Raw genomic sequence first — 23,402 nt, forward strand, 5'->3', positions numbered from 1 at the left:
TTTCGAAGGTCGCCAGCGTCGTCATTCATGAATTGGGATGCCAAATCGTTCACTGAGCTCACGTTCGTAGATGCTTGCCCGCTTGAGCGCAACAGGCCCAAGGTCATGGCTCCGTATCGTCTCGGCCTGTACCTGTCTAATCTCCTGTAGATGCCTGAGATCGAAATTTCCTACGGTCACGCTCGACTGATGCCGGCGGTGAGAATTGAGCGAACGCGGCGAAAACGCGATCGAGCCATTCTCGAGTAGACGCAAATATGTCACCCAATCCCCTGCGTTGCGCAGCGACATGATCTCTTCGCTGTGTCTGGCCAACGCATTCCTGAGCGCCTCCCTCCGAAACAAAACGCCGCTGACGTTTGGAATGGTGTTCTTGAGGTAGAGCGCCTCGGCGATTTCCTGGCGGCCGTCCACGATGTAGGGCTTCGTCCAACGGGACCGATCGATATCGGCCACATAGTCGAGATAGTGCTCGGACAGAACGCGGCCGGTGCCGTCTATCTGGCGCGACTGGCAATAGCTCATCACCACTTCCTTGCGCTCGAAGGCGGGCAAAAGCTCGGCCAAAAAATCGGGATCGGCAAGATCGTCGGCTTCGGCGATCCAGACGTAATCGCCGCGCGCCATTTCGACCCCACGCATCCACTGGCGGAACACCGAGCCCGAATTTTCGGCATTCACGACCAACCTGCACGGAATATCGCAGTCGGCCAGAAACTGCTCAATGACATCGACGCTTTCGTCGATTGAAGCATCGTCAAGCACGATCAACTCGTAGGGTCTTATCGTCTGATCGACGATCGAGCTCAGGCGCGCACCAAGATATCGGGCGTAGTTGTAGTTCGGCACGATGACCGACACCCGCGGCGACGGCTTTTCGGAATAAATCAGCAGGTCATGCAGGTAGTGATTGAAGCTGAATTCCTGGCGGACAATATCACGTCCGACGCCCCCCAGACGCCGTGCTTCGCCCTGATTGTCGAGCAGATTGCCGATAGCTTTGGCCATCTCATCAGTGTCGAAGGCCTGCACAAGGATTCCGCAATCACGCTTCAGCAGATCCTGGAAGCCGCCAGCGCCTTCGAAGGCAACGACCGGCACTGTGGCATCAAGCGCCTCGAGCACCACCGAGGGGAACGGATCTTCACGCGAGGTCAAGGCGTAGATGTCTGCCGCGAAATAGTACTCCTGCGGATTTTCCACCAATCCGACAAAGCGGAAGCGGTTCTCGAGTCCCGCTTCCTTCACCCGACGCATTTGCTTGGCGTGGAAGACAGTATCGACATGGCCGACCCAGACTGCAACCGCATCCGATCTGGATGCCATAACCTTGAGGCAAGCATCAACGAAAAGATCGAGGCCCTTGCGATGGTCGGCATAGCCCGCGCACAAGATGATGCTGGCGTTGGTCGAGAGCTGTAATTTCGCGCGGACCGCCTCGCGAACCCCCTGGCGATCATCGATGTGGTAGGGCGTACGCAGATAGAGTCCTTGCGGCCTGACTACCGACTGGCTGACCGGCCCGCCAACGAACTCTTCGAATCCGACTTTGACGATCTCGGCTGGGAAAACGACCGTGTCGGCGCTCTCGACAATGGCTGCGGCTGCGTCAGCAAGACCATAGGACGCCAATATTCCGGGCAGTTCGTGGACGAGGCTAACGGTGCGGAACCCCGCCCGCTTCAACAGCGGCACGAGCCTACCCGATACGGTGGTGTTGACAACGGCCACTTCGGCGCCGTTGTTTCTGATGGTGGCCAAGCGTTTCAACACATCGGCATCGCCTTGCTCAGGTAAGTTGATCCTGTGCACGGTCGCGGCGTGGGCGAAACGGCCGAGTAACGGTCCATCACCCAGCGCAATGAGATCGGTGTCAAAGCCAAGTAGCTTGAATCCCTTGGCCATATTGAGAGCCAGCAATTGCGCTCCATGGGGATGGGCGTCGTGCGAAACGATTACGATCCGGGACTTGGATTTCGTGTTGGCCGCCTCCAACGCGTCGCGGGTCGCTTGCAGGTAAGCGTGGCCGTTGGCGCTATCGGGCTCCAGATGGGCGCCTTCCGCCCACTCGTTCCAGGCATTGACGAAAACCAGCCGCTCGGATGGCTCGCTGACATGGGCCAAGGTGTCCTCAATGGCATTGTCCAGCCATTTGCGGTAGAGCGCAGGAGTGTTGTTAATAAACACGGTGCCGCCGCGCTTGCGGCGTGCCGTATTGTCCCAGCCAGGGCAAACCGAACGGAAGAGCTTGTATTTGCGGGATGAATAGGTCTCGCTGCGCTGCGGGAAAACCGACCAGTCATAGACGGTCGTGGCAAAATCCTCATGCAGCGGCGTCACTGTATGCGTGACGTTTGGCGGTGCGGAATTGTTAGGCGGAAATTCCACAGCGGCATCGAACCCGTATCGGTCCGGCGGCACAGATTCGAACGATTGGGTGTAGGCCAGGAAAATCTCGCCGATGCCGTTCTCCCGGCACCAAGTCCGCCAGCGCCGCGCTGTCTCGATTGCCGCCGGCAGCAGGCTTGGCCGATAGACGAGCAGCAGCGGCTTGCCACCGACGCGGATATAGCGAGGGTCGCGAAGATAAGGCGCGACCTCGGCGATGAAGGCGAGATCGTCCTGGGGGGAATGGTCCTGGGCGATGAGGATCTCCTGGTCCATCCCGTCCCAACGGCGCGACCAGTTCTCATTGGCCCAGCAGACGCAGAACGGCATGTCGAGGCTCTTGTCCTCAAGCCAGTTCTCAAGCGGCTTTTCCAAGAGCCGCTTGCCCGCGAACCAATAAAAATAGAAGCAGAAGGCTTCCACGCCATAGAGCCTTGCCAGTTCGATCTGGCGGTGCTGCACGGCGGTATCGCGCAGATCATAATAGCCGAGCGCATCTGGCACGTGCGGCTGTTGGTGGCCGGCAAATTGCGGCTCTGTGGGCCTGACATTGGTCCATTCGGTGAAGCCCTGTCCCCACCATTCATCGTTTTCGGGGATCGGGTGGAATTGCGGCAGATAGAACGCAATGATGCGCACCGGCCTCTGGAGCAGCGGCGGTGCCTCGAGACGTGGCATATAGACGGGTTCGGGCGCAAAGATCGGGCCAGAACTGGCGAGCGCCCCGCGCAGGACCATCTCGTTGTTGCCCACGGGCGCGTCGGGCGCCTCCATGTTTCTCCAGGCGCGGTAGGCATTCGTAACGCCAAACAGCGAAGGGAAGGTCGAAAACATCGCTCTCTTCATCTTTCGCTTGACGTCGATAGGCAGCGGCAGATTGTGCCAGCAGGCGTAAGCGCCGCGAGCCACTAAGCGGCGAGCCATCATGGGCGTATTGCCGATCGCGCGAATGCCACTCCCAATCCCGCGCACAGGCTTGGTCAGTCGCCAGGAGGTACTGGCATAGACGGCATCGAGAACACCATGCAAACGGGTTTCCTCGGAGTATGCATTGTCGCGATCCGCAAGCAACGTGCTCGCCGCCACGTGCGCAACCGACAGTTCTTTTCGCAGGACTTCGATCTCTTCGGCCCTGGCGATGGCCAGCGCCCTTGCCCGCGCGATTTCGTCTTCGCGATTCCGGAGCTGTTCGCGCATTTCGACTATCTCACTAGAGAAGGCCTCGATCTGCACTCCATGGTGTTTTACCAGTTGCCTGTTGGTTTCGATCTCCTCTTCCATAGTCGTCGACCGTAACGACCACGGATTTCCGGTTTGATCGGTCGCCTTGCTCTCCGTGTCGTCGAGAGGCACCACGCTCCCGTCGGCGAGCGCAGCCAGGCCGTGCACGCTGCGCGCGCCCAGGATATTTTCCGGAATCGGCCGCTTCGTAACAACGCAAAGCGAGTTCAAGAACTCAACCGAATGAACCGACGCGAGAGAAGCTTCATCGAATGCGGCTTGGTGCCTGCCCGCGAAAGTGGCCAGGGCATCGACCCGACGACGATCCAGTCCCCAATGCTCATGGTTGACCACGTCAAGCAGGCGCTTGAAGAACGACATCGAGGAAAGAGGATCATAGAGACCGCCGTCGAATTCCTGCCAGTAACTGCAATGCAGATCTTCCGCTATGTAGATCCCCCCTTCAGAAAGATGGGGGAAGTATCGAGCGAACGAGCAGATTATATCCGATGACAAATGCGATCCGTCATCAATTATAATATCATACTTCTCCGACCTCGCAACGATATCGCGCTCTACTTCATCTGTATTGGCATTACCTACCGATATTTCAATCTTCTTGTTATCAAAAACCAGATTGCCGCAGGCCAGATTGATGTCGCAACCGACAATAATTTCCGCATTCGGAAAATATTTTTGCCATATCTCCAAGGAACCGCCGTTCTGAACTCCAATTTCCAGAATCCGAACCGGCTTGTTTCGATACTCTGAAAAAATATGGTCGTATGTGCTCAGATAGATTGACCATTTATCCGACACTTTGCCACGATGCGCGTTGTACAGGTCACGAAGTGAACCGTCGTGTTTTCCAGGCCGCGCGGCTTTCGCCTTGGCGCGCGCCTTCGGCGCCACCTCGCCGGCCGGTATACCATCGCGCATATTTTCGAGTGACGGATGCTTGCTCATGCCATCAATGCCTATTTCGTCCCATCGATGAGAAGCCGCCGCACCACCGTCTCCGTCGACTTCCGCCAGTCCGGCGCATCCCAGCCGAACGCGGAGGCGAATTTCGCGCTCGATAGCCGGGAGTTGGCGGGGCGGCGCGCCTTGGTTGGATAGTCTATTGTAGCAATGTCCCGTACCCGCGCCCAAGGGCCACCAGACACGCGGCTTGTGTCCAGGATATGACGGGCAAAGCCGCTCCAGTTGGCTTCGCCGGTTCCGGCCAGGTGATAGATGCCGGCGAAGCTCTTGCCGTCATTGAGCTGTGCTGCTGCATGCAGGATTGCGTCGGCGACATCAAGCGCGGATGTGGGATTTCCCCATTGATCGGCCACCACGGCGATCTCGTCGCGGTCGGCGGCAAGCCGCAGCATGGTCTTGACGAAATTCTTGCCGAACGGGCTGTAGACCCATGCCGTGCGCAGGATCAGGTGATGCGGGCTGGCTGCCGCCACCGCCTGCTCGCCGGCTAGCTTGGAGGCGCCATAGGCGCTGGCTGGCGCGGTCGCGTCGGTCTCGACATAGGCGCTGTCCTTCGAACCGTCGAAGACATAGTCGGTCGAAAGATGGATGACGGGAACGCCAAGCCGGCTTGCCGCTTCCGCCACCTTGCCGGCGCCAACGGCGTTCACCGCGAATGCCAGATCGGGCTCATCCTCGGCCTGATCCACCGCCGTGTAGGCGGCGGCCGACACGACGATGTCGGGCTTGGCGGCCGCAATGGCTTCGATCACCATGTCGGGTCTTGCCAAATCGAGTTCCGGCCGGCCAATGGCAATGACCTCCACGCCGGCGCGTCGCCGGCCGGCCTCCAGAAGGCTTGCCGCGACCTGGCCCTCGCGTCCGGTGACGACGAGCCTCACGCGGCCCCCTTGCGCGCTTCGCCCAGTCTTTCACCGGCATAGTGCTTTTCGCGGATCGGCCCCCACCACCATTTGTTGTCGAGAAACCAGTCCACGGTTCTGGCCAGGCCGCTGTCGAAGTTCTCGTTGGGCGCCCAGCCGAGATCACGGCCGATCTTCGATGCGTCGATGGCGTAGCGGCGATCATGGCCGGGACGATCGGTGACGAAGGAAATCAGGTCGCGATAGCTCTTGCCACCGGCCCGGGGACGCCTGGTGTCGAGCAGATCGCAGATCGTCTCGACGACGCCCAGGTTCGTCCGCTCGGAATTGCCGCCGACATTGTAGCTTTCGCCCGGCTGCCCTTTCGTGGCGACGAGTTCCAACGCGCGCGCGTGATCCTCGACGAACAGCCAGTCGCGCACATTGGCGCCGGCGCCATAGACCGGCAGCGGCTTTTCGTCGAGCGCATTGAGGATGACCAGCGGGATCAGCTTTTCGGGAAAGTGATAGGGTCCGTAATTGTTCGAGCAGTTGGAAAGCACGACCGGCAGGCCATAGGTTTCGTGCCAGGCTCGCACCAGATGGTCCGACGCCGCCTTGGAGGCGGAATAGGGCGAGGACGGCGCATAAGGCGTTTCCTCGACGAACATGCCGCCATCGAAAGGCAGATCGCCGAACACCTCGTCGGTCGAGACATGATGGAAGCGGAAGCGGCTCTTCCTGTCCTCGGGCAGGCCGCGCCAGTATTCCAGCGCGGAATTGAGGATCTTGTAGGTGCCGACGATGTTGGTCTCGATAAACGTGCCCGGCCCGTCGATCGAGCGGTCGACATGGCTCTCGGCGGCGAGGTTCATGACGATGTCGATATCGTCCCGGCGCAGGATGTCGAGCACTGCCTTCTCGTCACAGATATCGGCCTGCGCAAAGCGGTAATTGTGCGCGTTCTCGATCGGCCGCAGCGAGGCCAAATTGCCCGCATAGGTGAGCTTGTCGAGATTGGTCACGCGATAGGCCGGGTTGGCGCACAGATGCCGGCATACCGCCGAGCCTATGAAGCCAGCACCGCCTGTCACCAGAAAATTCATGCCACTGTCCTCATCCTTTGGCAATCATCAGGCAAACACCTCGGCGGCGGCCAATAGCGGCGCCTTCAGGTCCTTGTCCGAAAGCTGGAACCCGCCGGACAATGACGGCCATTCGATGCCGATGGCGGGATCGTCGAAACGAATTGACCGGTCATGCGCCTGCGAATAGGTGTCGGTGACCTTATACAGGACCTCGGTGTCGGCGACGAGCGTCACGAAGCCGTGCGCGAAGCCTTTCGGCACCAGAATCTGGTTGCCCTTTTCGGCCGACACTTCGAGCGCGACCCATTTTCCAAAGGTTTTCGAGCCGCGGCGAATGTCCACCGCAACGTCGAGAATACTGCCGCGGATGACGCGCAGCAGCTTGTCCTGCGCCCGCGGCGCGAGCTGGTAGTGAAGCCCTCGCAAAACGCCTGCCGCGGCAGAATAGGAATGATTGTCCTGCACGAAAAGCAGATCTATCCCAGCCTGCGCAAAGCGTTCGGCATTGTAGGTTTCGACGAAGAACCCGCGCGCGTCGCCATGCCGCTTCGGCACGATTTCCAGCACGCCATCGATGCCAAGGGACCTGACTTCCAGCATCTAGCCCTCCGACAGGTCCACGACGCGCCGGCGCAGATAGGCGGCATATTCGTTCTTGCCTAGGCGGTCGGCGCGACGCAGAACCTGGTCCGCCGTCAGCCAATCCTGTTCAAGGGCAATCTCTTCCGGACAGGCGACCTTGATGCCTTGGCGATGCTCGATGGTGCGCACGAAGGAAGACGCTTCGTGCAGGCTGTCTTGCGTACCGGTGTCGAGCCAGGCATAGCCACGCCCCAGCCGGTGCACATGCAACTGGCCGCGCTCGAGATAAACATTGTTGACCGCCGTGATCTCAAGCTCGCCGCGCGCCGAGGGCCTTATGGAGGGGGCGATGTCGACGACATCATTGTCGTAGAAATAGAGACCGGTGACAGCCCAGTTGGATTTCGGGTTCTGCGGCTTTTCTTCAATCGTCAGCGCCGTCCCGGTGGCCTTGTCGAAGGATACGACACCATAACGCTGGGGATCCTCGACATGATAGGCGAACACCGAAGCACCCTTTTCGCGCGAGGCCGCGGCGCGACAAAGCTGCGACAGCCCATCGCCGAAATAGATGTTGTCGCCAAGGATCATCGACACGCTGTCCTTGCCGATGAAATCCCGGCCGATGATGAAGGCTTCCGCCAGACCGTTGGGTTGCGGTTGCTCGGCATAGGACAGATCGAGCCCGAACTCCGATCCATCGCCAAGCAGATCGCGAAAGACCGGCAGGTCACGCGGTGTTGAAATGACCAGAATCTCTCGGATACCCGCGAGCATCAAAACGCTTAGCGGATAATAGATCATCGGCTTGTCGTATATCGGCAGAATCTGCTTAGAGATTGCTAATGTTAGCGGATAAAGGCGCGTTCCACTGCCCCCGGCAAGGATAATTCCTTTCAAGAAGCTCTCCTTGACATGCCAAAGCCCCCTGGCCTTGCTGCTTGTGCTTAGGTTCCACGCAATGGCTTGTCAATCTCGGCAATCGACAAACGACCGGACCGCGTCCGGCGGCAATCCCGGCAAATCCACCTGCTCTCATTTCGCCAACGTCAACGGCCTGGCGGGAACAAGCAAATCGTCATGATGGGTCTCGGTCGACCCGCCCCTTTGGCTCAACCGCACAGCAAAGCCTTTGTGAAAGATGATGCCATTCATGTAGGCAAAAACCATCGCAAGCGCCGCTGTGCGCAAGGGATAATCAACCAGCGAATGAACGAGAAGAAAAGACACCGAAAGGAACGCGGCTTTCTGCAGCGGCTCCCGCCGAACCCCGACAGACGACGCAAAAAGCAATGTCAGGTAAGCCGCGATCAGAAGAACGACGGGCGCGCCACCCTCGAGTGCCAGCTCCAGATAGTCGTTATGAGCGTGATTGACGTAGGGCTTGAAGATCATCTCGCCCTTTTCGTAAATCTGGTAGACCTTCTGAAAGCTGCCGAAACCCACACCTGTCGCCCAATTCTCTTCAATCCCCGCAATCGTGGTGCGGGCGAATTCGGCTCGGCCAAATTCCGGATCAACCACCTCCGCATCGATCTTCGTCCACGCGCCTATCGTGTAGAGCGAAAGGCCGATGAAGACCGCAAGGACGCCATACCGACTTAGCCTGGAGCGAGCGGACAGAAAGACAACCGATATTATGGTGATCGCCAATCCTATCAGGATACCGGCGCGCGAACCGGCGGCCAGAAGCAGCAGCAACAGCATTATCAATCCGAGCGATCCAGACAGAAGGTGCCCGCGGAAAAGGCCGTGGCAGACAACGAAAGGGATGGAAACGAACAGCAACGCCGAAAAGTGGTTCTGGTTGGCAAACAGTCCCGCATTGATCGTGAACGGCAACAACCCTTCTATGGCAACCGTATCGGAGAGTGAATACTGGATCGCGGCAGCCAATCCGTTACAGATGACACCCATGAAAAAGAACGGCAGAAGGCCGTAGACCTGATCCGTACGCAAGCGGATAACGCTCAGAAAGAATGCTGCCCCCGCCGAAAAATACAGAAAGCACTCGATCGTGCGCCCGACGCCGACACTGACGAAGCGCAGCCGGGTTTCGCCGGCGAGCCACGGAGTGGCGAGCAGCGGCTCCGGCCGCAATCCGCTCAACAGGGCCGCAGGCAGCAGCACGATCTGAAGGCAGAACACGACAAGGGTCAGGGCAAGCAGCCACAAGACCGGACGAGGGATGCTCTGCCCCGATGGCCTTGAAAAGATGGCCGCGGCCGAGACGATCGCTGCAATTTCGATCAGCGTTTCGGTGTAGAGGCCACTCGCCGTGCCGCCGCCAATCAGCATCGACAGGAAAAGAACCGACCCAAGCAGATACTTTTCCCATTCCGTGGACCGGCTCGAGCGCGCTCTCACAATGAAACTCTTTCGATGCTCAGCTTGTGCATGACCAACGTGCCGACGTATCGAAATCGCCAGCTTTCGGCGATGGCGGCTGTTTCCAGCCGCAACAATTGCATCGGACACGCGCTCGGTCCGATCGCAAAATCAAGGCTCAGATACTGCCGGTTGAATGTGCCTGCCGGAATGTTGAATCGGGCTATTTCGCTTGCCGGATCTGCGCAGCGGATGGACCAGAACAGCCCCTTTGGCAACTTCAGGTTTCTCCCGGAGGCAATCAGGGAAATCCTGTAGGAGCCGGGAGGCAATTCGACATATTGCTGGAGCGCGGCGTTCTTCACCGGCGTGTTCAAAAATCGAACGGTGGCTCCGCTGTCGCTTTCGCCGACATCGCGCGACCCGGCAAAGGTAATTTCCAGACCGGAGCGATCGTGAACCTGCCAATCGAAGGGCTTGCCGCTGCGGACGGGTTCAAAGCCGCCGTTGAAAATATAGCCACCCAGCGTCCGCTCCTGATCGGACAGGCTGAAAAGGAACAGCCGATAGGCTGGCTCGTAGTCCTTTTGCCTGATGTAGCCGTTGATCACCGCAGACAGTTCCTTCGATGTCGGTGGTGAACTCGATCCGGTAAGGTCGAGCAACAGTTGACTTGCCGCGCGCAGGCCTTGCGGATCCTGACCAAGGGCAGAAAAAAGATTGGACCTCCACGGAGCCTTTATCTTTATGGCTGCCAGGACAGCCCGGTATCCGTCCGGATTTGAAAGAATCGCCGGCATGCCCGCCGCGATGATTGGAAAGCGGTCCGGCCACCGGCGTAGCAATGTGTCGATCTCGGCGACCGCGCGTGACAGATCACCTAACTCGATCGAACGGTCGATCGATCTCTGAAGTGCATGGATTTCCGTCTTGGACAGTTTTCGAGCCTGGTCGAAGAATTCAAAGGCTTCGTCCTTCTCGCCTTGCCGGTACTTGATCTCGCCCAATAGGCTGTAGAGCCGGGCATCCGCGACATTGAAGCGAAGCGCACCCCTCGCCTTGGCAGCCAAAGCATCCAGATCAGGACCACTGCCTGTTTCGTTCAGGTCACCGGTGATGTCACCTATCAACGCATTTATGTTCAGCGGATCGATCGCAAGCGAGACGGCTGGCGTCCCGGCCTCAAGGAGCCGACTTAGCCCGATCGACGAAGCGGCCAACACTAGAACGGAGGCGACGAACCAAACGCCTGACCGCAGGAGATTTCGCGTGAGCGGGCTGGCCTGCTCCATCATCGACTTTGCCTTCGATTTTCGGGGTGCTCGCGCCGTAGTCGTAGTACTGGTAGTTCATATATTTGTAGGCATAGTTGTAGTCGAACTTGTTCACTGCAAACTTCGACATCGCCCCTCCGATCACATTCGCACCGGCCGCCCGCAGACGCCTGAGCGCCGTCTTGGCTGATTTGCGCGTGACCTGGTTGGTGGAAACGACCATCAACGTGCCTTCCGCCAGCCGGCTGAGGATTGGGCCGTCGGAAAGGCCGACGACCGGTGGAGCATCGATGATGACCAGATCGAAGCGTTTGCCGAGATTCGTCAAGATCAGCGCCATCTTCTGCGAAGAGAGAAGGTCGGCCGGGTTCGGCGGAATGGTCCCGGACGTCAGTACAGTCACGTTAGGGTATTTCGTCGTCCTGAAAATGCCCGCCAGATCATCCTTGCGAACGGTATTCGTCAGAAGGTTGCTCAACCCGATCGCGTTGTCGAGACCGAACAGCCGATGCAGGTTCGGTTTGCGAAGATCGCCATCGACCAGCAGAACCCTTGCGCCGAGCGCCGCGAAATCCTGGCCGAGCTTGAACGAGGTGGTCGACTTGCCTTCCGAAGGTTCCGAACTGGTCACCAGCAGCGATCGCGGCGCACCCTCCGCACCGGAGAACTGCAGCGATGTTCGCAACGAACGATAGGCCTCCGAGAGCCCGGATTTTTGATCGGCGATGCTGGCTATGAGTTCGCGGTCGTCGACAAGCGGCAGGATGCCGAGCATCGCCAGTCCCAGCTCTTTCTCGACCTGCTCCGGATTGGTGAAGGTGTTGTTCAAGAGCTCGATGATGTAGATGATCGATGCAGTCAAAGCCATGAAAAGCGCCAGCGCGATTGCAAGATTGATGCTCAGGCGTGGAGAATAGGGGGCTACGGGCAGCGAAGCGAAGTCGACGATCGCGGCGCTTTGCGTCTTGAGTTCCGAGCTAACCCCAACTTCATTCAGCTTGGTGATAAGGCTGTCGTACTGCGACCGATTGGAATCGACCTCACGCTTCAGGATCGTGTATTTGATATTTTTGTCGTTGAAGACGGCCTGCTGTCTCTCCATTTCCGCGAGCTTGGATTTTAGGTCGGCCTCCTTGCCTTGCGCTTCCTGGTATTTCAGTCGCAACGAATCCGTTATCGCAAGAACGCCATTGTCATAGAGCCGCTGCAGTTCCTTGATCTGCGATTGCAATTGCTGCATTTCCGGATAACCAGGCTTCAGGATGCCCAGTTTCTGCTGATACTGGCTGGACAGATCCGCCAGCTTTTCGCTGAGCTTCTGCAGACCTTCGCTTTCCAGAACCGGGCCGAGGCTTGATCCGCGTCCCTTTTCTATCTGACTCACGACCCGCCCCGCATCCAGGCGCTCCTGGATCGCCATGGCCAGCGCGGTGTTCAGGGCTTCGATGTTAGAGTCGATCAGCGATTTGTCGTCGCCAGTGACCGTGATGCCGGCGTCTTTTGCGTAGGTGACCAATTCCTCCTCGGATTTTTGCAGCTTTTGCTTCACCTGCAGAACCTGTTCCTGGATGAATTGCCTTGCCAGATCAGAGGTCTCGCTGGTCTGGTCCAGTCGCTGATCGATAAAACTCTGTGCGACCTGATTGGCTACGTCGCTTGCATATTTCGGCTTCTGATCGACAAAGGTGATCGACAGCAGGCTTGTATTGGTGACCAGATTGACCGTCAGGTCGTCCAGGATTCGCTTGATGGCGATTGCCTCGCGCTCCTCGGGCGTTTTCTCCTCAATGGAAGGCGACTTCGAAAGTCCGAACGCCCGGTAGACAATGTTGCTCAGCGAAAAGCTCGGCGTCGGAAACAGGAAGTCCGGCTTTTCGCCAAGCCCTAGCTGGAAGGCCACGCGCTGAGCCAGCGCGCGGCTCTTCAGCTTTTCACGGGCGGTCAGGAAGGCCCTGACGTCGCTGTTTTCGGAAACAACTTCGATGTCCTGAAAGACTTTCGCCGAGGGGACCAGCACTTCGAGTTGCGTCGTTGCCAGATATTTTGGTGTCTGCATCATTGTCACGATGACGCCGGCGACAAGCCCGGCAGCGGCCATCATGACGATCAACCAACGGTACTGGACAATGTAAAACAACAGCTTGAGCGGGTTGAACCCGTCATCCCGACCGCCATGGTCACGACCATAAGGACCGTAGTTTTGCGGCACGTCATAGGGGAGGTCCGCAGACAGGGCCTGTCGGGATCCGGCAAGTTGGGACTGCCTGTTACGATCGAGCATGTGCGAGGTGACCCTGGGGTTGTCCGTATCGTGCCCTGTCCTAAGGAATGACCGCAATGCGGGCCGCGCTGGACGCGAGGCCCAGGGCATCCTTCAAATTGTTCATCGCGATTTTCGACTTGGAAGCAAAAACGACGATCACATCGCCACCATAGATGCGTGGGTTGCGATTTTTGCCGGCCCGGATTTCCTCGACATTGTAGTTTGCCACGAGCTTGTTTTGGCCGATATTCCGATAGACGAAGACCTTGCCGGCATCACCGACCGGATTGAAGCCCCCGGCAAGGGCGATCGCGTCCAGCAAATAAGCACCGCTGGACACAGGATAGATACCGGCCTTGTTGACTTCACCATCGACCGTGATGCGCCGGCCAATCGATTCCTTGACGAAAATCGTCACATCAGGCGCTTGCAGGTATTTTTCACCGTAGGCAGTCTCGATTTCCTTCTCGAGCTGACGCAAGGTTCTGCCGGCCGCAGTCATCGTTCCGATCAGCGGAAGCGAAATCTGCCCGCCTGCGTCGACCTGAACAGTCCTGTTCAAATTGTCGACCTGGAACACGCTAACCTCCAGCACATCATTGGCAGATAGGGGTTGCTCGCCGCCATTCTGCGTATTCTGCGGCGGCGGCAGGTCCTTCACCACCTGCAGTGTGCCGCCGCCTGAAAGAGCCGTGGAGGACGCAGCCGGCTGAAGGGCGCTGACAGGATTTGTGGATGACGTCGATGTCGACGGGGTGCTGGCGCAAGCAGATATCGCCAGCGATGCGAGCAACGCTGTCACGGTGCCTGCATTACGCCTTGCAGAATCGAAGATGCCGATCAGTGGGTCCCGCTCTTGAACAGCCGGCCAAATCCGCCGAAACGACTTACGCTGCTGGCACCCGACCTTTTCGCATTCCGCTTTCCAATGGGCACGAGCGCCCGATCCCGTAATATCGCGTCCGGACGGTTGACCGCCAGAAGCCTCGCCACGACAAAACACAAATGCGCCACCCGCACGAAGGCGAATGACGCATTCGACAAAATTGCGCAAAACAGCGGGTGTCGGACCTCGGCTATCGGCTGACAGCGTCATCGTCGTCCTGCAGCCCGGTAATAAGAGCGGCGGCGCCACCAACCGCGGCGGCGCCCAAGAGAGCTGGCAACATGAGAGGCTCCGAGCTGGCAGGCACAACCGTCGCAACTGGCGTATCGAGCGAAACGCACATGCCACCTTCGACAGGATCGACCTTGATCGTGGTGTTGCCAGGAATATCGAATGCGCAGTTGGCACCCACCGCCAGCAAAGCGGACGCCTCTGCCCCGGTCATGATGCGCGCGCCCGAATACACTGGCGCTTCGGGACCGACGCCAGCATAACCGCCGGACTGGGACATCTGAACGTTTCCATGGACCTGTGTAAGGCGACCTATCGCACCGGCGGACGCCGGCACGGTCGCAAGACAGGAACAGGCCTCCTGGGCGAAAGCATCGGGCGTTGCAAACAGAATGCCCTCTGCGGCGAATACAACAAAAACGAAAGCAGCCCCCAGCCCACTACGAATCCTCATTTTCACCCCACCCAAACCTGCAACTCACCCTTTTGGGACGAATCACACCTGCTTCACCCCCGGCAATCTCCGTCAGTAGCTAACGTCGCACTGCGTCGCCGCGAGCACGCCAGCGGTCAGAACCGCGCCGCCAAAATCGAATCCGGCAGGTCAACCCCACCGCCCACCACCGGACGGCTGAATGGCCGACCGTCTGTTCAGAGCCAACAAGATTGAGGCAAACGTTATCGTCGAGGCGAAAGACTTCGAGACGCGAATTGCCCGGCACACCCAGATTGCAGCCGCCGATCCCCAATGACGCGCAAATACGGCAGGCGCAGTTTTGCTCACAGATTCATCCGTCTTTGATCCCCTCTGCATCCACCTTCGGACGCACCAACTCAAAGAAAGCAGATCAGCACGTAGCAGTTTTCCGATCACAATTCCAACACATTTCGCGTTGGCGGCAATTTAGGCTGATTCGTAACTGTCCTAGCACAGTACTTTAGCTATATCGAATGAACAGTTTCGACCAAGAATCTCGGAAAGCGACGTTACCCAGCAGAAGACCACAAATACTCAAATGCAGGAAAACCGTCTGCCGGGGTCAGGACAGATCCATTCATTTCGCCGCAAGAGCATCCAATCCGCGGCCGTTCGGCAAGACTTGCACATTGGACCGGCTTGAACCGACTCGCCGCAGAGAATTCGACCCTGCGTAAATATGGTAGCCAGGTCTTCCCCTTGGCTGTCGAGCACTGCACAAACAGGATATCGCCAACCTTCGAAGCGATCTTGCCATCGCAAGGCGTTCCGGTAGCAACGGGTTTGCAGGTCAGGACCATCCCCTGATAGTCCCGGCGCGCCGCTCCGAGGGCCGTCCTCCATCCAGCCCAACTGTCCGTCAAGCCCTTTCATTCTTTCGCCACGAGGCCATCCAGCTCTTCTATTTGCTGCATGTACTTCGCGATGACGATAGTCTCCGAAAATTGCCGCTCGACCTTGTTTCTGCCCTCCACTCCCATCCGGCCCCTGGAGGCATCATCCATCATCGCAAACTCGATCATCTTGCTTGCCAGATCATCATGGTCCTTCACCTTGCACAGGAAGCCGTTGACGGCGTGGTCCACCACCTCCCTGCACCCGGGCACGTCGGTGGTGATCAGCGGCTTGCCCATTGCGGCCGCCTCGAGCAGCGAACGCGGCGTTCCTTCCCGGTAGGAAGGCAAGACGACACAATCGGCGGCACGCAGGAAAGGCCGCACATCGTCGGTGGTGCCAAGATATTCGATCAATCCCTCACTGACCCATTGCTCGACTTGCTGCCGGCTCACGGCGGTCCGGTTCTCTACATCGAGAAAGCCGAGCAGCTGGAAACGCACACCGGGCATCTTCTGGCGAACCAGACGGGCCGCCTCGATAAACTCGCCGACACCCTTGTCCCAGAGAAGCCGGGCCACCAGAAGAAACACAATCGCACCAGGCCCGGTGCGTGCTTCGGACGACGGAGTAAAACGCACGAGGTCGATGCCGGAGCCGGGCAAAAGCCCGGTCTGCTCCTTGCGAACCAAATTCCCAATGACGAACAGCGTCCTGTCATCGTCATTCTGAAAGAAAACCATTTTGGAACGGGCCAGCGCCACCCGATACAAGGCCTTGGCAATTCTGAGCAGGAGGCCACCGCGGACGAATGCTGTCCCCAGTCCGGAAATGTTATTTATGACCGGAACGCCGTTCAGATTGGCGGCGATGGAGCCGAACACGTTGGGCTTGATCGTAAACCCGACAAACGCCAACGGCCTCTCATGCCGCAAGAGAAGCCAGAAGCGCCACAGAAGTGCCATGTCCCGCAAAGGCGACATGCCGGAATTGTCCATTTCGAGTTCGACGTAGCGGCAGCCCATGGCCGATATCAGCGAAGAGTATTCGTCTCTCGGCGCCGCGATGACGATGTCATAGCCATGGCTCCGCAAGCCCTCGATCAGCCCCTTGCGGAAATTGACGACATTCCAGGACGTGTTTATCGAAATGATTATCTTGCTGCGAGCAGCCGGCATCATTGGCTCCCGCCCGGATATGGCGAAGGCGCTCCTAACAGCATATCCGCAAATCGCCCAGGCGACCTTTCCGACAGGGTCTCCCCATATAAGGCCGACCGATCGCCGGCGTGCATGACCTTCAGCAGTGCATCCGCGATTTCCAACACGCCAAATCCGGCTGAAATCTCGAGGCCGGACAGCGTGTCCAGATCTCCCGCACAGGGCGTGGTGACGATGCCGGGAATCCGGCAAGCCATCATTTCCAGAAGGACGTTTGGAAATCCTTCCATCGCCGAGGTGAGCAGGCCGGCGCGCGATGCACGAAACAGCGGAAATGGATTGTCTCTCTGGCCGAGCATATTTATTCGAGAGTCCAGATCGAACTTGCCGGCGTAGGCTCTTAGCTCCGCTTCCATGGGTCCCGCCCCAACCATGCTAAGCTCATAATCTTCGCCGGTTCTTCGCCTGATCTCGGCGAGCACGTCAATCGCGATCGTTGGCCGCTTTACCTCGATCAGCCGGCCGCACCAGACAATCTGCGGACGACGGGAAATCATCTTCGCGTCGTCCTCCGCCAACATTTCGGTGGACATTTTGACGATGAGATCTTCGTCAACCGGGTTGGGCAACGTACACAGTTTATCGATGGCTCGCCGGGGCAACACGTCACGCAGGCGTTCATTCATGTAGCTCGTTTGCGCGACAACCATGTCCTGGCTGCCATAGGCAGCGTAGAGCGCCCTGTAAGTCAGTGCGCGAGGGCCATTGAAGCGATCCAGAAGTACCGTGGATTCGCGAGCGACCAACCTGCGGCTCTTGAGAACCCCGACGCTTCGGGCAGCGGCCAGGAACGAATTCACCCGCGTGTGGCTTGAGAATACCAAATCGTACCGATGCCGGATCAGCCGCGGGGCAAGCAAAAGCTCGCTCATCGCTTTGCCGCCGCCGAAGCCGTAACTGCGCCGAATTTCATCCTGGAGTGGCCCAACGGCATCCCCCGCCGCCTGGCCGCCCAGAAAGCCGATTTCGACGTACCAGTCGGGACGGCGCGCAAGTGCCTGCGCAACCAGTTTCAGGATGGTTTCAGCTCCACCTCTGATGTCGAGCGGAATGGCGACCAGCGCGAGCTTCCTTTTCATGAGCTGCAGGGATTCACTGTTTTCGCCGAAAGACATAGGCGTAGGTTTCGGCAGCATCCTTGCCGAGAAAAAGCGCCGAAACGCCTAACCAGATGCGCCAGGCGAGAAAGGCCGGCACGAAGAAATAGAAATAGGAGCTCTTCCAGAACAGACGACGCTCGATGAGTTCCAGGCCGTTCCGTTTTGCGATTGTTTCGACCTCACTGGGCAGGCACTTGTCGTAAAAAGCCGGAAACCCGTCATGACCCTTGCCCTTTTCGGGAAAGATCGCAAAAAGCAACCGTCGCTTCACCCCCTCTGGCAGGACCCGATTTAACCTTGCGAAAACAGCGTTGCGCGAGGGCGAGAAAATGGCGACCACGCCTCCCGGCTTCGCGCAACTGGCAATGCCACGCAAAGCACCTTCAGCATCGCGGACGTGTTCGAGCGTCGCCTGACAGATCACCACATCAGCATCGCCCCTGCCCTCAAACGAGGTAAGGTCCGCTTCAATCTCCTCGTCGTATATTCCGCGCGGCGCTTTCGACAATTCCTGCGCGTCCAGATCAACCCCAACGACAAAAAGCCTCAGGCGCCGCTTCTCGGATAGGCCGACGAACGGCCTTGCACCCCCGCCGAGGTCGTAAACCAGCGCATCGGAGGCAAGCCAGGCAGGCGCTATCTCCGTCGCAAAAGTTCGGTTGCCGTCGATACGAAGGCGCATGGGTAGAACGCTGTCCAGCAACTCGGAAACGGCTACGTTCGCGCGCATAAACTTTCGCAACATCGACACTGCCTCACCGTCAATTTCGTTCGCCGGTCTGTGTCCACTCGGACCAGACATCCGCGCTATATCCTGTGGAACACATAGAGCCGCGTATGATGCGAAAACGGGCCGAGCAACCGATCGGCAGCAGCCCGCAAACCTCTCATGATGCTGTTCCTGCTGTCGTACCAAGCCTGCATCGGCTTTTTGAGGAAAGTCTCGTCCTTCAACCCCTTGAAGCCACCCCTTGGTCGTGTCTCCAGAAGCTTGAAGCCGTGCTGCTCGAACCCGGAAACAATCGAAGATGGCTCAAGGATGAACTGGTAAAATCCGGCCCGCTCACCTGAAAACCTGGGGTAGAGACCCATGCTGGCCTTCAATCTCCTGAGAGGAGAAATGCTCGGCACCGTCACGAAGGCAATTCCTCCCGGCCGGATGATGCGGCGCATCTCCAGTACGATCTCGCTGTACCCGTCGAAGAAGTGCTCGATCACGCCGAGAGACCACACTCCATCGAAGAATTCGTCCGCGAAGCCTGTTGCCCGAACATCCCCAACCGTCACTTGTAGATGCGGCGCGGCGCGATTCACCATCCCCACGGTCTTTCGCGCAAAGTCGATTCCATGTGCGGAAAAGCCCGCCTGATGCAGGCCGTAGACCGTGTTGGCCAGGCCACATCCGGCGTCCAGGACCTTGGCCGATCCTGTCAGATATCGCTTGGTCGTTTCGACTACAAAGCGATCCGGCCTCAAGACAATCCCTTCGGCCCAATGGGAATCCCAATAGTCGTCGTCGGCTATCGTGCCGACATGGACGATCCGGCCGTTCTTCTCGTCATAGAATGCCTTCTTCTCATTCATTTCCGGCATCCGACCGGCCACAAAAAACGGCTCGCTGCGTTGCATCAGGCCCATTGTCCGCAATCACGCCCCTTAACGCGAAAAACGAACAAGCCGCGGCTATGGCATAGCCGGACAGGAATGCCATTTCGCTGCCAAGCGGCAGCCGCCACCACAGACTCAGTGCCGCCAAACAGCAGCAAGCCAATGCTCCTGCCGCGTAGGAATAGGTCAGCGTCCTTGCGTTGTTCGAGCGGAGCGCAAACGGATCGATGACCACCTTTTTCGTCCTGTTTACCAGGACAGCGCAGGAAACGATCGCGAAGACCGCTGGGTGAAATGACCTTCCCAGCCATCCGGATGCATAGCCGGAAAAAAACACGCCGATTATCCCCACTGCAGACGCAACTGCAAAAATCAGCGCAATGGTCGCGCCCTCGAACAATCCACGCCGAAACTCCCTGACCTCTCCATTTGCGGCATTGAGAAACGCCCGCGGCACGAACACGAAACTGGCCGCATTCATGAAGAAGCCGACGGAGCGTTGCGAGAGATCGACACAAAACGAGAAGACGCCGAGAAGAGCCTGAGAGCCAAACATCAAGATGATGTATCGAATGCCGACGAACACACCGCTCTCGGCCAGATTGCTCAGCACAAATGCCCAGCCTGTGGCCAGAGACCCGCCAAGGTAGGAAAGGCGCGGCCGCCTCAGATTCATCGGTCCCAGCAAGGCAAATGAAATCAGCGCTCCGGCGAAATAGCTGAGCGAAAAGGCCGTAAGTGCAGAACCTACTTTTGCATCTCCGGCAAGCAGGAATACCGCTCCCGCCTGGTATGCGACAGCCTGGCTGATCGCTGACCAACCGTACGCCCACAACCGCAGTTGCGACCTCAGGACCTCTTGAAGTGCGGTGTGCAAGCCGAACGAAACGATGATGGTTGCGGCGACGGCGTTGCCAAATCCGAACCACGCCAGCGCCGATCCAGCCAGGATCACAAACAACGCCACAATGGCCAGCGCAGCCAAAACAGACGATACGTACTCTCTACCCATTGCAGCGGCATGCATTTTTGCAGAAACCGGCATTATCGAATAGGTCGCGGTTCCAAAAACAAGCGTCGAGATGAATAAAACGGTCGCAATCGTCGTGCTGAAAATCCCATACTGCACAGTTTCCAGATGGCTTCCGATGTATAGTAAAGTCACTATGTTCAAAAGGCCCGGCACAATTCGTATGACAACGGCCTCCACGAATTTCCACAGGCTGGTTATGTTCATGAGATCACCCGTGCTAGTGACCTCTTGAGCAAGAAGGGAAAACTCAACGCACCAAAGCGCAAGCAGGCAAGGACCGCCTTGCTCAGGAACCGGCCCGAGCGATATCGCCCAAGCCAGAATGCCCTGATGTAATTCAAGTTCAGCAACAACATCGGGTACGCATTTTGCCGCTGAAGAAGCCGAATTCTTGCGGTCATCCCCTCCGCCAAATACCTCTTTCGCCCGACATCGACGTTGACACAAATGACATCGTGTTCGATCGCCAATCTGGACCAGAGAAGAGATGTTGGAACGCGGCGGAACCGCCCCGCAGGGGGCACGGCAACCTGTTTCAACAAGGCAGTTCTGATGACCTCTTTCCTGTCGCCGACTACACCTTCGTCGGCTCGCATCCTGATCAGGTTTGTGCGCTCGGACGGGAACCGGTTTGCTGCTGCATCCGGTCCCTCGAGAACCATGGAGAACACGAATCCCGCAATCCTCTCATCGGCACCTTGCCGGGAGAGACGCTCACAAACCTCCGGCAATCGATCGGTGAAGAGATCGTCGTCGTCATCGAAAATCATGCAATAGTCGCCAGTGGCGGAAGCGATCGCCGAAAACATCGCGACCCCTCTGCCGCCATTCGGGCCAGCTGTGACCACCAATCTGGCATCGCGTGACGCGATCTCCGCAAGCGCTTCGCTTGTCCCGTCGGTCGAACCGTCGACATGGACACATATTTGCACTGGGCACGTCGCGCGCAGCAGCTCCTGAACCAGTGCTGCAACGCGATCCCGCCGATTGAACGTGGGGATGCAAACGCTCAACAGCGCCTGGGACCGCAATGGATTGCAATCTGCCTGTTTGCGAGCCGTATCGATCCCCTCTCCCCCTGGTTGCGCGGTCATGGAACGCAGCTATGCGCGGATCCGCCGGGAACCGCCAAGACCAGGCCTATCCCCGTCCAAAATACGCCAGGTACCACTCGACAAACCGCCCGACGCCCTCGGTCACCGTCGTCGTCGGACGATAGCCCACCGCCTGCTCCAGCGCCGACGTGTCGGCAAAGGTGTCGGGCACGTCACCGGGCTGCAGCGGCAGCAGTTCGACGATGGCTTTCCTGCCCAACGCGTTTTCCAGCGCCTCGACATAAGCGGTCAGCTTCACGGGGCTGTTGTTACCGATGTTGAAGATGCGCCAGGGGGCGCTGCTCGTGGCCGAATCCGGATGGCTGGAATTCCAGGCGGTGTTGGCTGTGGCCGGGCTGTCGCTGGCCCGCACGACGCCCTCAGCGATGTCATCGACATAGGTGAAGTCGCGCGTGTGATTGCCGTTGTTGAACAGTTTGATCGGCTCGCCGGCAAGGATGTTCTTGGTGAACAGGAAAAGCGCCATGTCCGGGCGCCCCCAGGGGCCATACACGGTAAAGAAGCGAAGCCCGGTCGTCGGCAGCCTGAACAAATGGCTGTAGCTGTGTGCCATCAGTTCGTTGGCGCGCTTGGTCGCCGCGTAGAACTGCAGCGGATGATCGGCCGGCCGGTGCTCGGAAAATGGCATGTCGGTATTGGCGCCGTAGACGCTCGAGGTGCTGGCATAGGTCAGGTGCGCAACGGCGCTGTTGCGGCAGGCTTCCAGCATGTTGGCGTAGGCGATGATGTTGCTTTCGACATAGGCATGCGGGTTTTCCAAGCTGTAGCGAACCCCGGCCTGGGCGGCGAGATGGATCACCCGGTCGAATGCGTGGTCGGCAAAGCAATCGTCAACCACGCTTTTGTCGGCGAGATTGCCGCGGATGAAATGATAGCCCGCATTGGTCTTGCGGCTCGCTTCATCGAGCAGCCCCAGCCTCGCCTCCTTGATCTGCGGATCGTAATAGCTGTTGACATTGTCGATGCCGACAACCTCATCGCCGCGCTCCAGCAGCCGCTTCGATACGTGATAGCCTATGAAGCCGGCGGCGCCGGTGACCAGAACCTTCATCAGAAGCGCCCATCCGTGACATGTCTGGGGAACAGACCCTTGATGTCGTAGATGACGCCTGGGGTCTTGCAAAGCGCCTGCAGGCCATCGACGCCCAGCGCGCGGAACTGCCTGTGGCCGACGGCCACGATGACGCCGTCATAGGGCTCGTCGGGAATATCCTTCATGCTCGTTATGCCGAAGGCGCGCGCACATTCCTGCGCGTCGACCCAAGGATCCCAAATGTCGATGCCGGCATTATACTCCTTCAACCGGGAGACGATATCGGCGCCCTTGGAATTTCTCAGGTCCGGGCAATTTTCTTTGAAAGCCGCACCCATCACCAGTATCCGGCTGCCGACAACTGGTATCCCCTTGCGCATCATCAGGCGGGCCGTCTGATCCGCCGCATGCTGACCCATACCGTCATTGATACGGCGGCCAGCAAGAATCACCTCCGGATGATAGCCAAGTTCCTGAGCCTTGTGGGTAAGATAGTAGGGATCGACCCCAATGCAGTGATCGCCGACTAGACCCGGCGTAAGGCGCAGGAAGTTCCATTTGGTGCCGGCGGCCTCCAGCACCTCGGACGTGTCGATGCCCAGCTTGCCGAAGATGAGCGATAGCTCGTTCATCAGCGCGATGTTGAGGTCCCTCTGGGTGTTCTCGATGACCTTGGCCGCCCTGATCTCATCGCTGCTGGCTTCCAGCGTATGGTCCTCGCCGCGCTCCAGCGCGTCCACCCTCGATTGGTTGATGTCGAAGCCGACGACGTCCCTGGTGGCACCGAAGGCGACCGCCAGCGGCAGGCCGACGTAGCCAAGTCCGATGATGGCTATCTTCCTGCGAGATTCATCTGCTTCCTGTTTGTTATTCAGATTCACGCTTCGCATTGGG

The 23,402-nt window shown here is 58.4% G+C and carries 19 protein-coding genes and 1 pseudogene; 1 reads left to right on the forward strand and 19 read right to left on the reverse strand.

The window, feature by feature from the left end; all coding sequences use genetic code 11:
• Positions 1-21 precede the first annotated feature (21 nt).
• From X744_RS0137500 to X744_RS151130, 8 genes are all read right to left on the reverse strand, one after another.
• On the reverse strand, positions 22-4,575 hold the full coding sequence (locus X744_RS0137500) for a glycoside hydrolase family 99-like domain-containing protein (RefSeq protein ID WP_050589563.1): 4,554 nt from the start codon (positions 4,573-4,575) through the stop codon (positions 22-24).
• An 11-nt stretch (positions 4,576-4,586) separates the two neighbouring features.
• Positions 4,587-5,474: a dTDP-4-dehydrorhamnose reductase gene (gene rfbD, locus X744_RS151160; protein WP_023760561.1), complete on the reverse strand. Its 888-nt coding sequence runs from the start codon at positions 5,472-5,474 to the stop codon at positions 4,587-4,589.
• Entirely contained in the window at positions 5,471-6,541 is a 1,071-nt protein-coding gene (gene rfbB / locus X744_RS151155; protein ID WP_023760562.1) for a dTDP-glucose 4,6-dehydratase, read from the reverse strand. Before rfbB ends, rfbD begins: the two co-directional genes overlap by 4 nt.
• A gap of 27 nt (positions 6,542-6,568) precedes the next feature.
• Positions 6,569-7,123, reverse strand: coding sequence for a dTDP-4-dehydrorhamnose 3,5-epimerase (gene rfbC / locus X744_RS151150; RefSeq protein ID WP_023760563.1), 555 nt, complete (start codon positions 7,121-7,123; stop codon positions 6,569-6,571).
• A complete protein-coding gene (gene rfbA, locus X744_RS151145; protein WP_023760564.1) occupies positions 7,124-8,005 on the reverse strand; it encodes a glucose-1-phosphate thymidylyltransferase RfbA in 882 nt (293 codons plus the stop codon).
• 135 nt (positions 8,006-8,140) lie between these two features.
• A complete protein-coding gene (locus X744_RS151140) occupies positions 8,141-9,205 on the reverse strand; it encodes an O-antigen ligase family protein (RefSeq protein ID WP_245266740.1) in 1,065 nt (354 codons plus the stop codon).
• Between the two features lie 263 nt (positions 9,206-9,468).
• Positions 9,469-10,728 (reverse strand): tetratricopeptide repeat protein, encoded by a 1,260-nt coding sequence (locus X744_RS151135; RefSeq protein ID WP_032907711.1) that lies wholly within the window; start codon positions 10,726-10,728, stop codon positions 9,469-9,471.
• Entirely contained in the window at positions 10,616-12,256 is a 1,641-nt protein-coding gene (locus X744_RS151130; RefSeq protein WP_245266756.1) for a polysaccharide biosynthesis tyrosine autokinase, read from the reverse strand. The genes X744_RS151135 and X744_RS151130 overlap by 113 nt, the downstream gene beginning before the upstream one ends.
• On the opposite strand from X744_RS151130, the gene X744_RS1000000175350 reads away from it, so the two are divergent.
• A complete protein-coding gene (locus X744_RS1000000175350; protein WP_245266758.1) occupies positions 12,248-12,595 on the forward strand; it encodes a hypothetical protein in 348 nt (115 codons plus the stop codon). The genes X744_RS151130 and X744_RS1000000175350 overlap by 9 nt on opposite strands.
• A gap of 18 nt (positions 12,596-12,613) precedes the next feature.
• Here X744_RS1000000175350 and X744_RS1000000176025 read toward each other — a convergent pair.
• The 11 genes and pseudogenes from X744_RS1000000176025 to X744_RS151090 all read right to left on the reverse strand — a co-directional run.
• Positions 12,614-13,078, reverse strand: a pseudogene (locus X744_RS1000000176025) (Wzz/FepE/Etk N-terminal domain-containing protein); the annotation flags it as partial.
• Entirely contained in the window at positions 13,029-14,066 is a 1,038-nt protein-coding gene (locus X744_RS0137510) for a polysaccharide biosynthesis/export family protein (RefSeq protein ID WP_245266741.1), read from the reverse strand. The pseudogene X744_RS1000000176025 and the gene X744_RS0137510, both read right to left, overlap by 50 nt.
• Positions 14,047-14,367, reverse strand: a complete 321-nt coding sequence (locus X744_RS0137515) for a hypothetical protein (protein WP_031260649.1) — start codon at positions 14,365-14,367, stop codon at positions 14,047-14,049. Before X744_RS0137515 ends, X744_RS0137510 begins: the two co-directional genes overlap by 20 nt.
• A gap of 1,067 nt (positions 14,368-15,434) precedes the next feature.
• Positions 15,435-16,580, reverse strand: a complete 1,146-nt coding sequence (locus X744_RS151125; protein ID WP_198032254.1) for a glycosyltransferase family 4 protein — start codon at positions 16,578-16,580, stop codon at positions 15,435-15,437.
• Positions 16,577-17,734 (reverse strand): glycosyltransferase, encoded by a 1,158-nt coding sequence (locus tag X744_RS151120; RefSeq protein ID WP_023760572.1) that lies wholly within the window; start codon positions 17,732-17,734, stop codon positions 16,577-16,579. The genes X744_RS151125 and X744_RS151120 overlap by 4 nt, the downstream gene beginning before the upstream one ends.
• Positions 17,712-18,521, reverse strand: coding sequence for a methyltransferase domain-containing protein (locus tag X744_RS151115; RefSeq protein WP_084025512.1), 810 nt, complete (start codon positions 18,519-18,521; stop codon positions 17,712-17,714). The genes X744_RS151120 and X744_RS151115 overlap by 23 nt, the downstream gene beginning before the upstream one ends.
• Before the next feature lie 5 nt (positions 18,522-18,526).
• Positions 18,527-19,348 carry a class I SAM-dependent methyltransferase gene (locus tag X744_RS151110; RefSeq protein WP_198032253.1) on the reverse strand — a complete coding sequence of 274 codons (822 nt, stop codon included), beginning with the start codon at positions 19,346-19,348 and terminating at the stop codon, positions 18,527-18,529.
• Positions 19,296-20,564: a hypothetical protein gene (locus X744_RS151105; protein ID WP_156938585.1), complete on the reverse strand. Its 1,269-nt coding sequence runs from the start codon at positions 20,562-20,564 to the stop codon at positions 19,296-19,298. Before X744_RS151105 ends, X744_RS151110 begins: the two co-directional genes overlap by 53 nt.
• A complete protein-coding gene (locus X744_RS151100) occupies positions 20,561-21,454 on the reverse strand; it encodes a glycosyltransferase (protein WP_023760576.1) in 894 nt (297 codons plus the stop codon). The genes X744_RS151105 and X744_RS151100 overlap by 4 nt, the downstream gene beginning before the upstream one ends.
• Before the next feature lie 46 nt (positions 21,455-21,500).
• Complete coding sequence (locus X744_RS151095) at positions 21,501-22,526, reverse strand: NAD-dependent epimerase (RefSeq protein ID WP_023760577.1); 1,026 nt, start codon at positions 22,524-22,526, stop codon at positions 21,501-21,503.
• Complete coding sequence (locus X744_RS151090) at positions 22,526-23,398, reverse strand: UDP binding domain-containing protein (RefSeq protein ID WP_023760578.1); 873 nt, start codon at positions 23,396-23,398, stop codon at positions 22,526-22,528. Before X744_RS151090 ends, X744_RS151095 begins: the two co-directional genes overlap by 1 nt.
• Positions 23,399-23,402: the final 4 nt, after the last annotated feature.

The organism is Mesorhizobium sp. LNHC252B00, assembly GCF_000502955.1.
GTDB lineage: Bacteria > Pseudomonadota > Alphaproteobacteria > Rhizobiales > Rhizobiaceae > Mesorhizobium.

Bases quoted from the DNA above. Each gene is read 5' to 3' on its own strand.
- X744_RS151105 (WP_156938585.1), bottom strand. From the start codon at position 20,564: ATGAACATAACCAGCCTGTGGAAATTCGTGGAGGCCGTTGTCATACGA.
- rfbB (WP_023760562.1), bottom strand. From the start codon at position 6,541: ATGAATTTTCTGGTGACAGGCGGTGCTGGCTTCATAGGCTCGGCGGTA.
- X744_RS151090 (WP_023760578.1), bottom strand. From the start codon at position 23,398: ATGCGAAGCGTGAATCTGAATAACAAACAGGAAGCAGATGAATCTCGC.
- X744_RS151100 (WP_023760576.1), bottom strand. From the start codon at position 21,454: ATGACCGCGCAACCAGGGGGAGAGGGGATCGATACGGCTCGCAAACAG.
- X744_RS151125 (WP_198032254.1), bottom strand. From the start codon at position 16,580: ATGATGCCGGCTGCTCGCAGCAAGATAATCATTTCGATAAACACGTCC.
- X744_RS0137510 (WP_245266741.1), bottom strand. From the start codon at position 14,066: ATGACGCTGTCAGCCGATAGCCGAGGTCCGACACCCGCTGTTTTGCGC.
- X744_RS0137515 (WP_031260649.1), bottom strand. From the start codon at position 14,367: ATGTCCCAGTCCGGCGGTTATGCTGGCGTCGGTCCCGAAGCGCCAGTG.
- X744_RS151135 (WP_032907711.1), bottom strand. From the start codon at position 10,728: ATGATGGAGCAGGCCAGCCCGCTCACGCGAAATCTCCTGCGGTCAGGC.
- X744_RS151095 (WP_023760577.1), bottom strand. From the start codon at position 22,526: ATGAAGGTTCTGGTCACCGGCGCCGCCGGCTTCATAGGCTATCACGTA.
- X744_RS0137500 (WP_050589563.1), bottom strand. From the start codon at position 4,575: ATGAGCAAGCATCCGTCACTCGAAAATATGCGCGATGGTATACCGGCC.
- X744_RS151110 (WP_198032253.1), bottom strand. From the start codon at position 19,348: ATGCAACGCAGCGAGCCGTTTTTTGTGGCCGGTCGGATGCCGGAAATG.
- rfbC (WP_023760563.1), bottom strand. From the start codon at position 7,123: ATGCTGGAAGTCAGGTCCCTTGGCATCGATGGCGTGCTGGAAATCGTG.
- X744_RS151115 (WP_084025512.1), bottom strand. From the start codon at position 18,521: ATGTCTGGTCCGAGTGGACACAGACCGGCGAACGAAATTGACGGTGAG.
- X744_RS151120 (WP_023760572.1), bottom strand. From the start codon at position 17,734: ATGTCTTTCGGCGAAAACAGTGAATCCCTGCAGCTCATGAAAAGGAAG.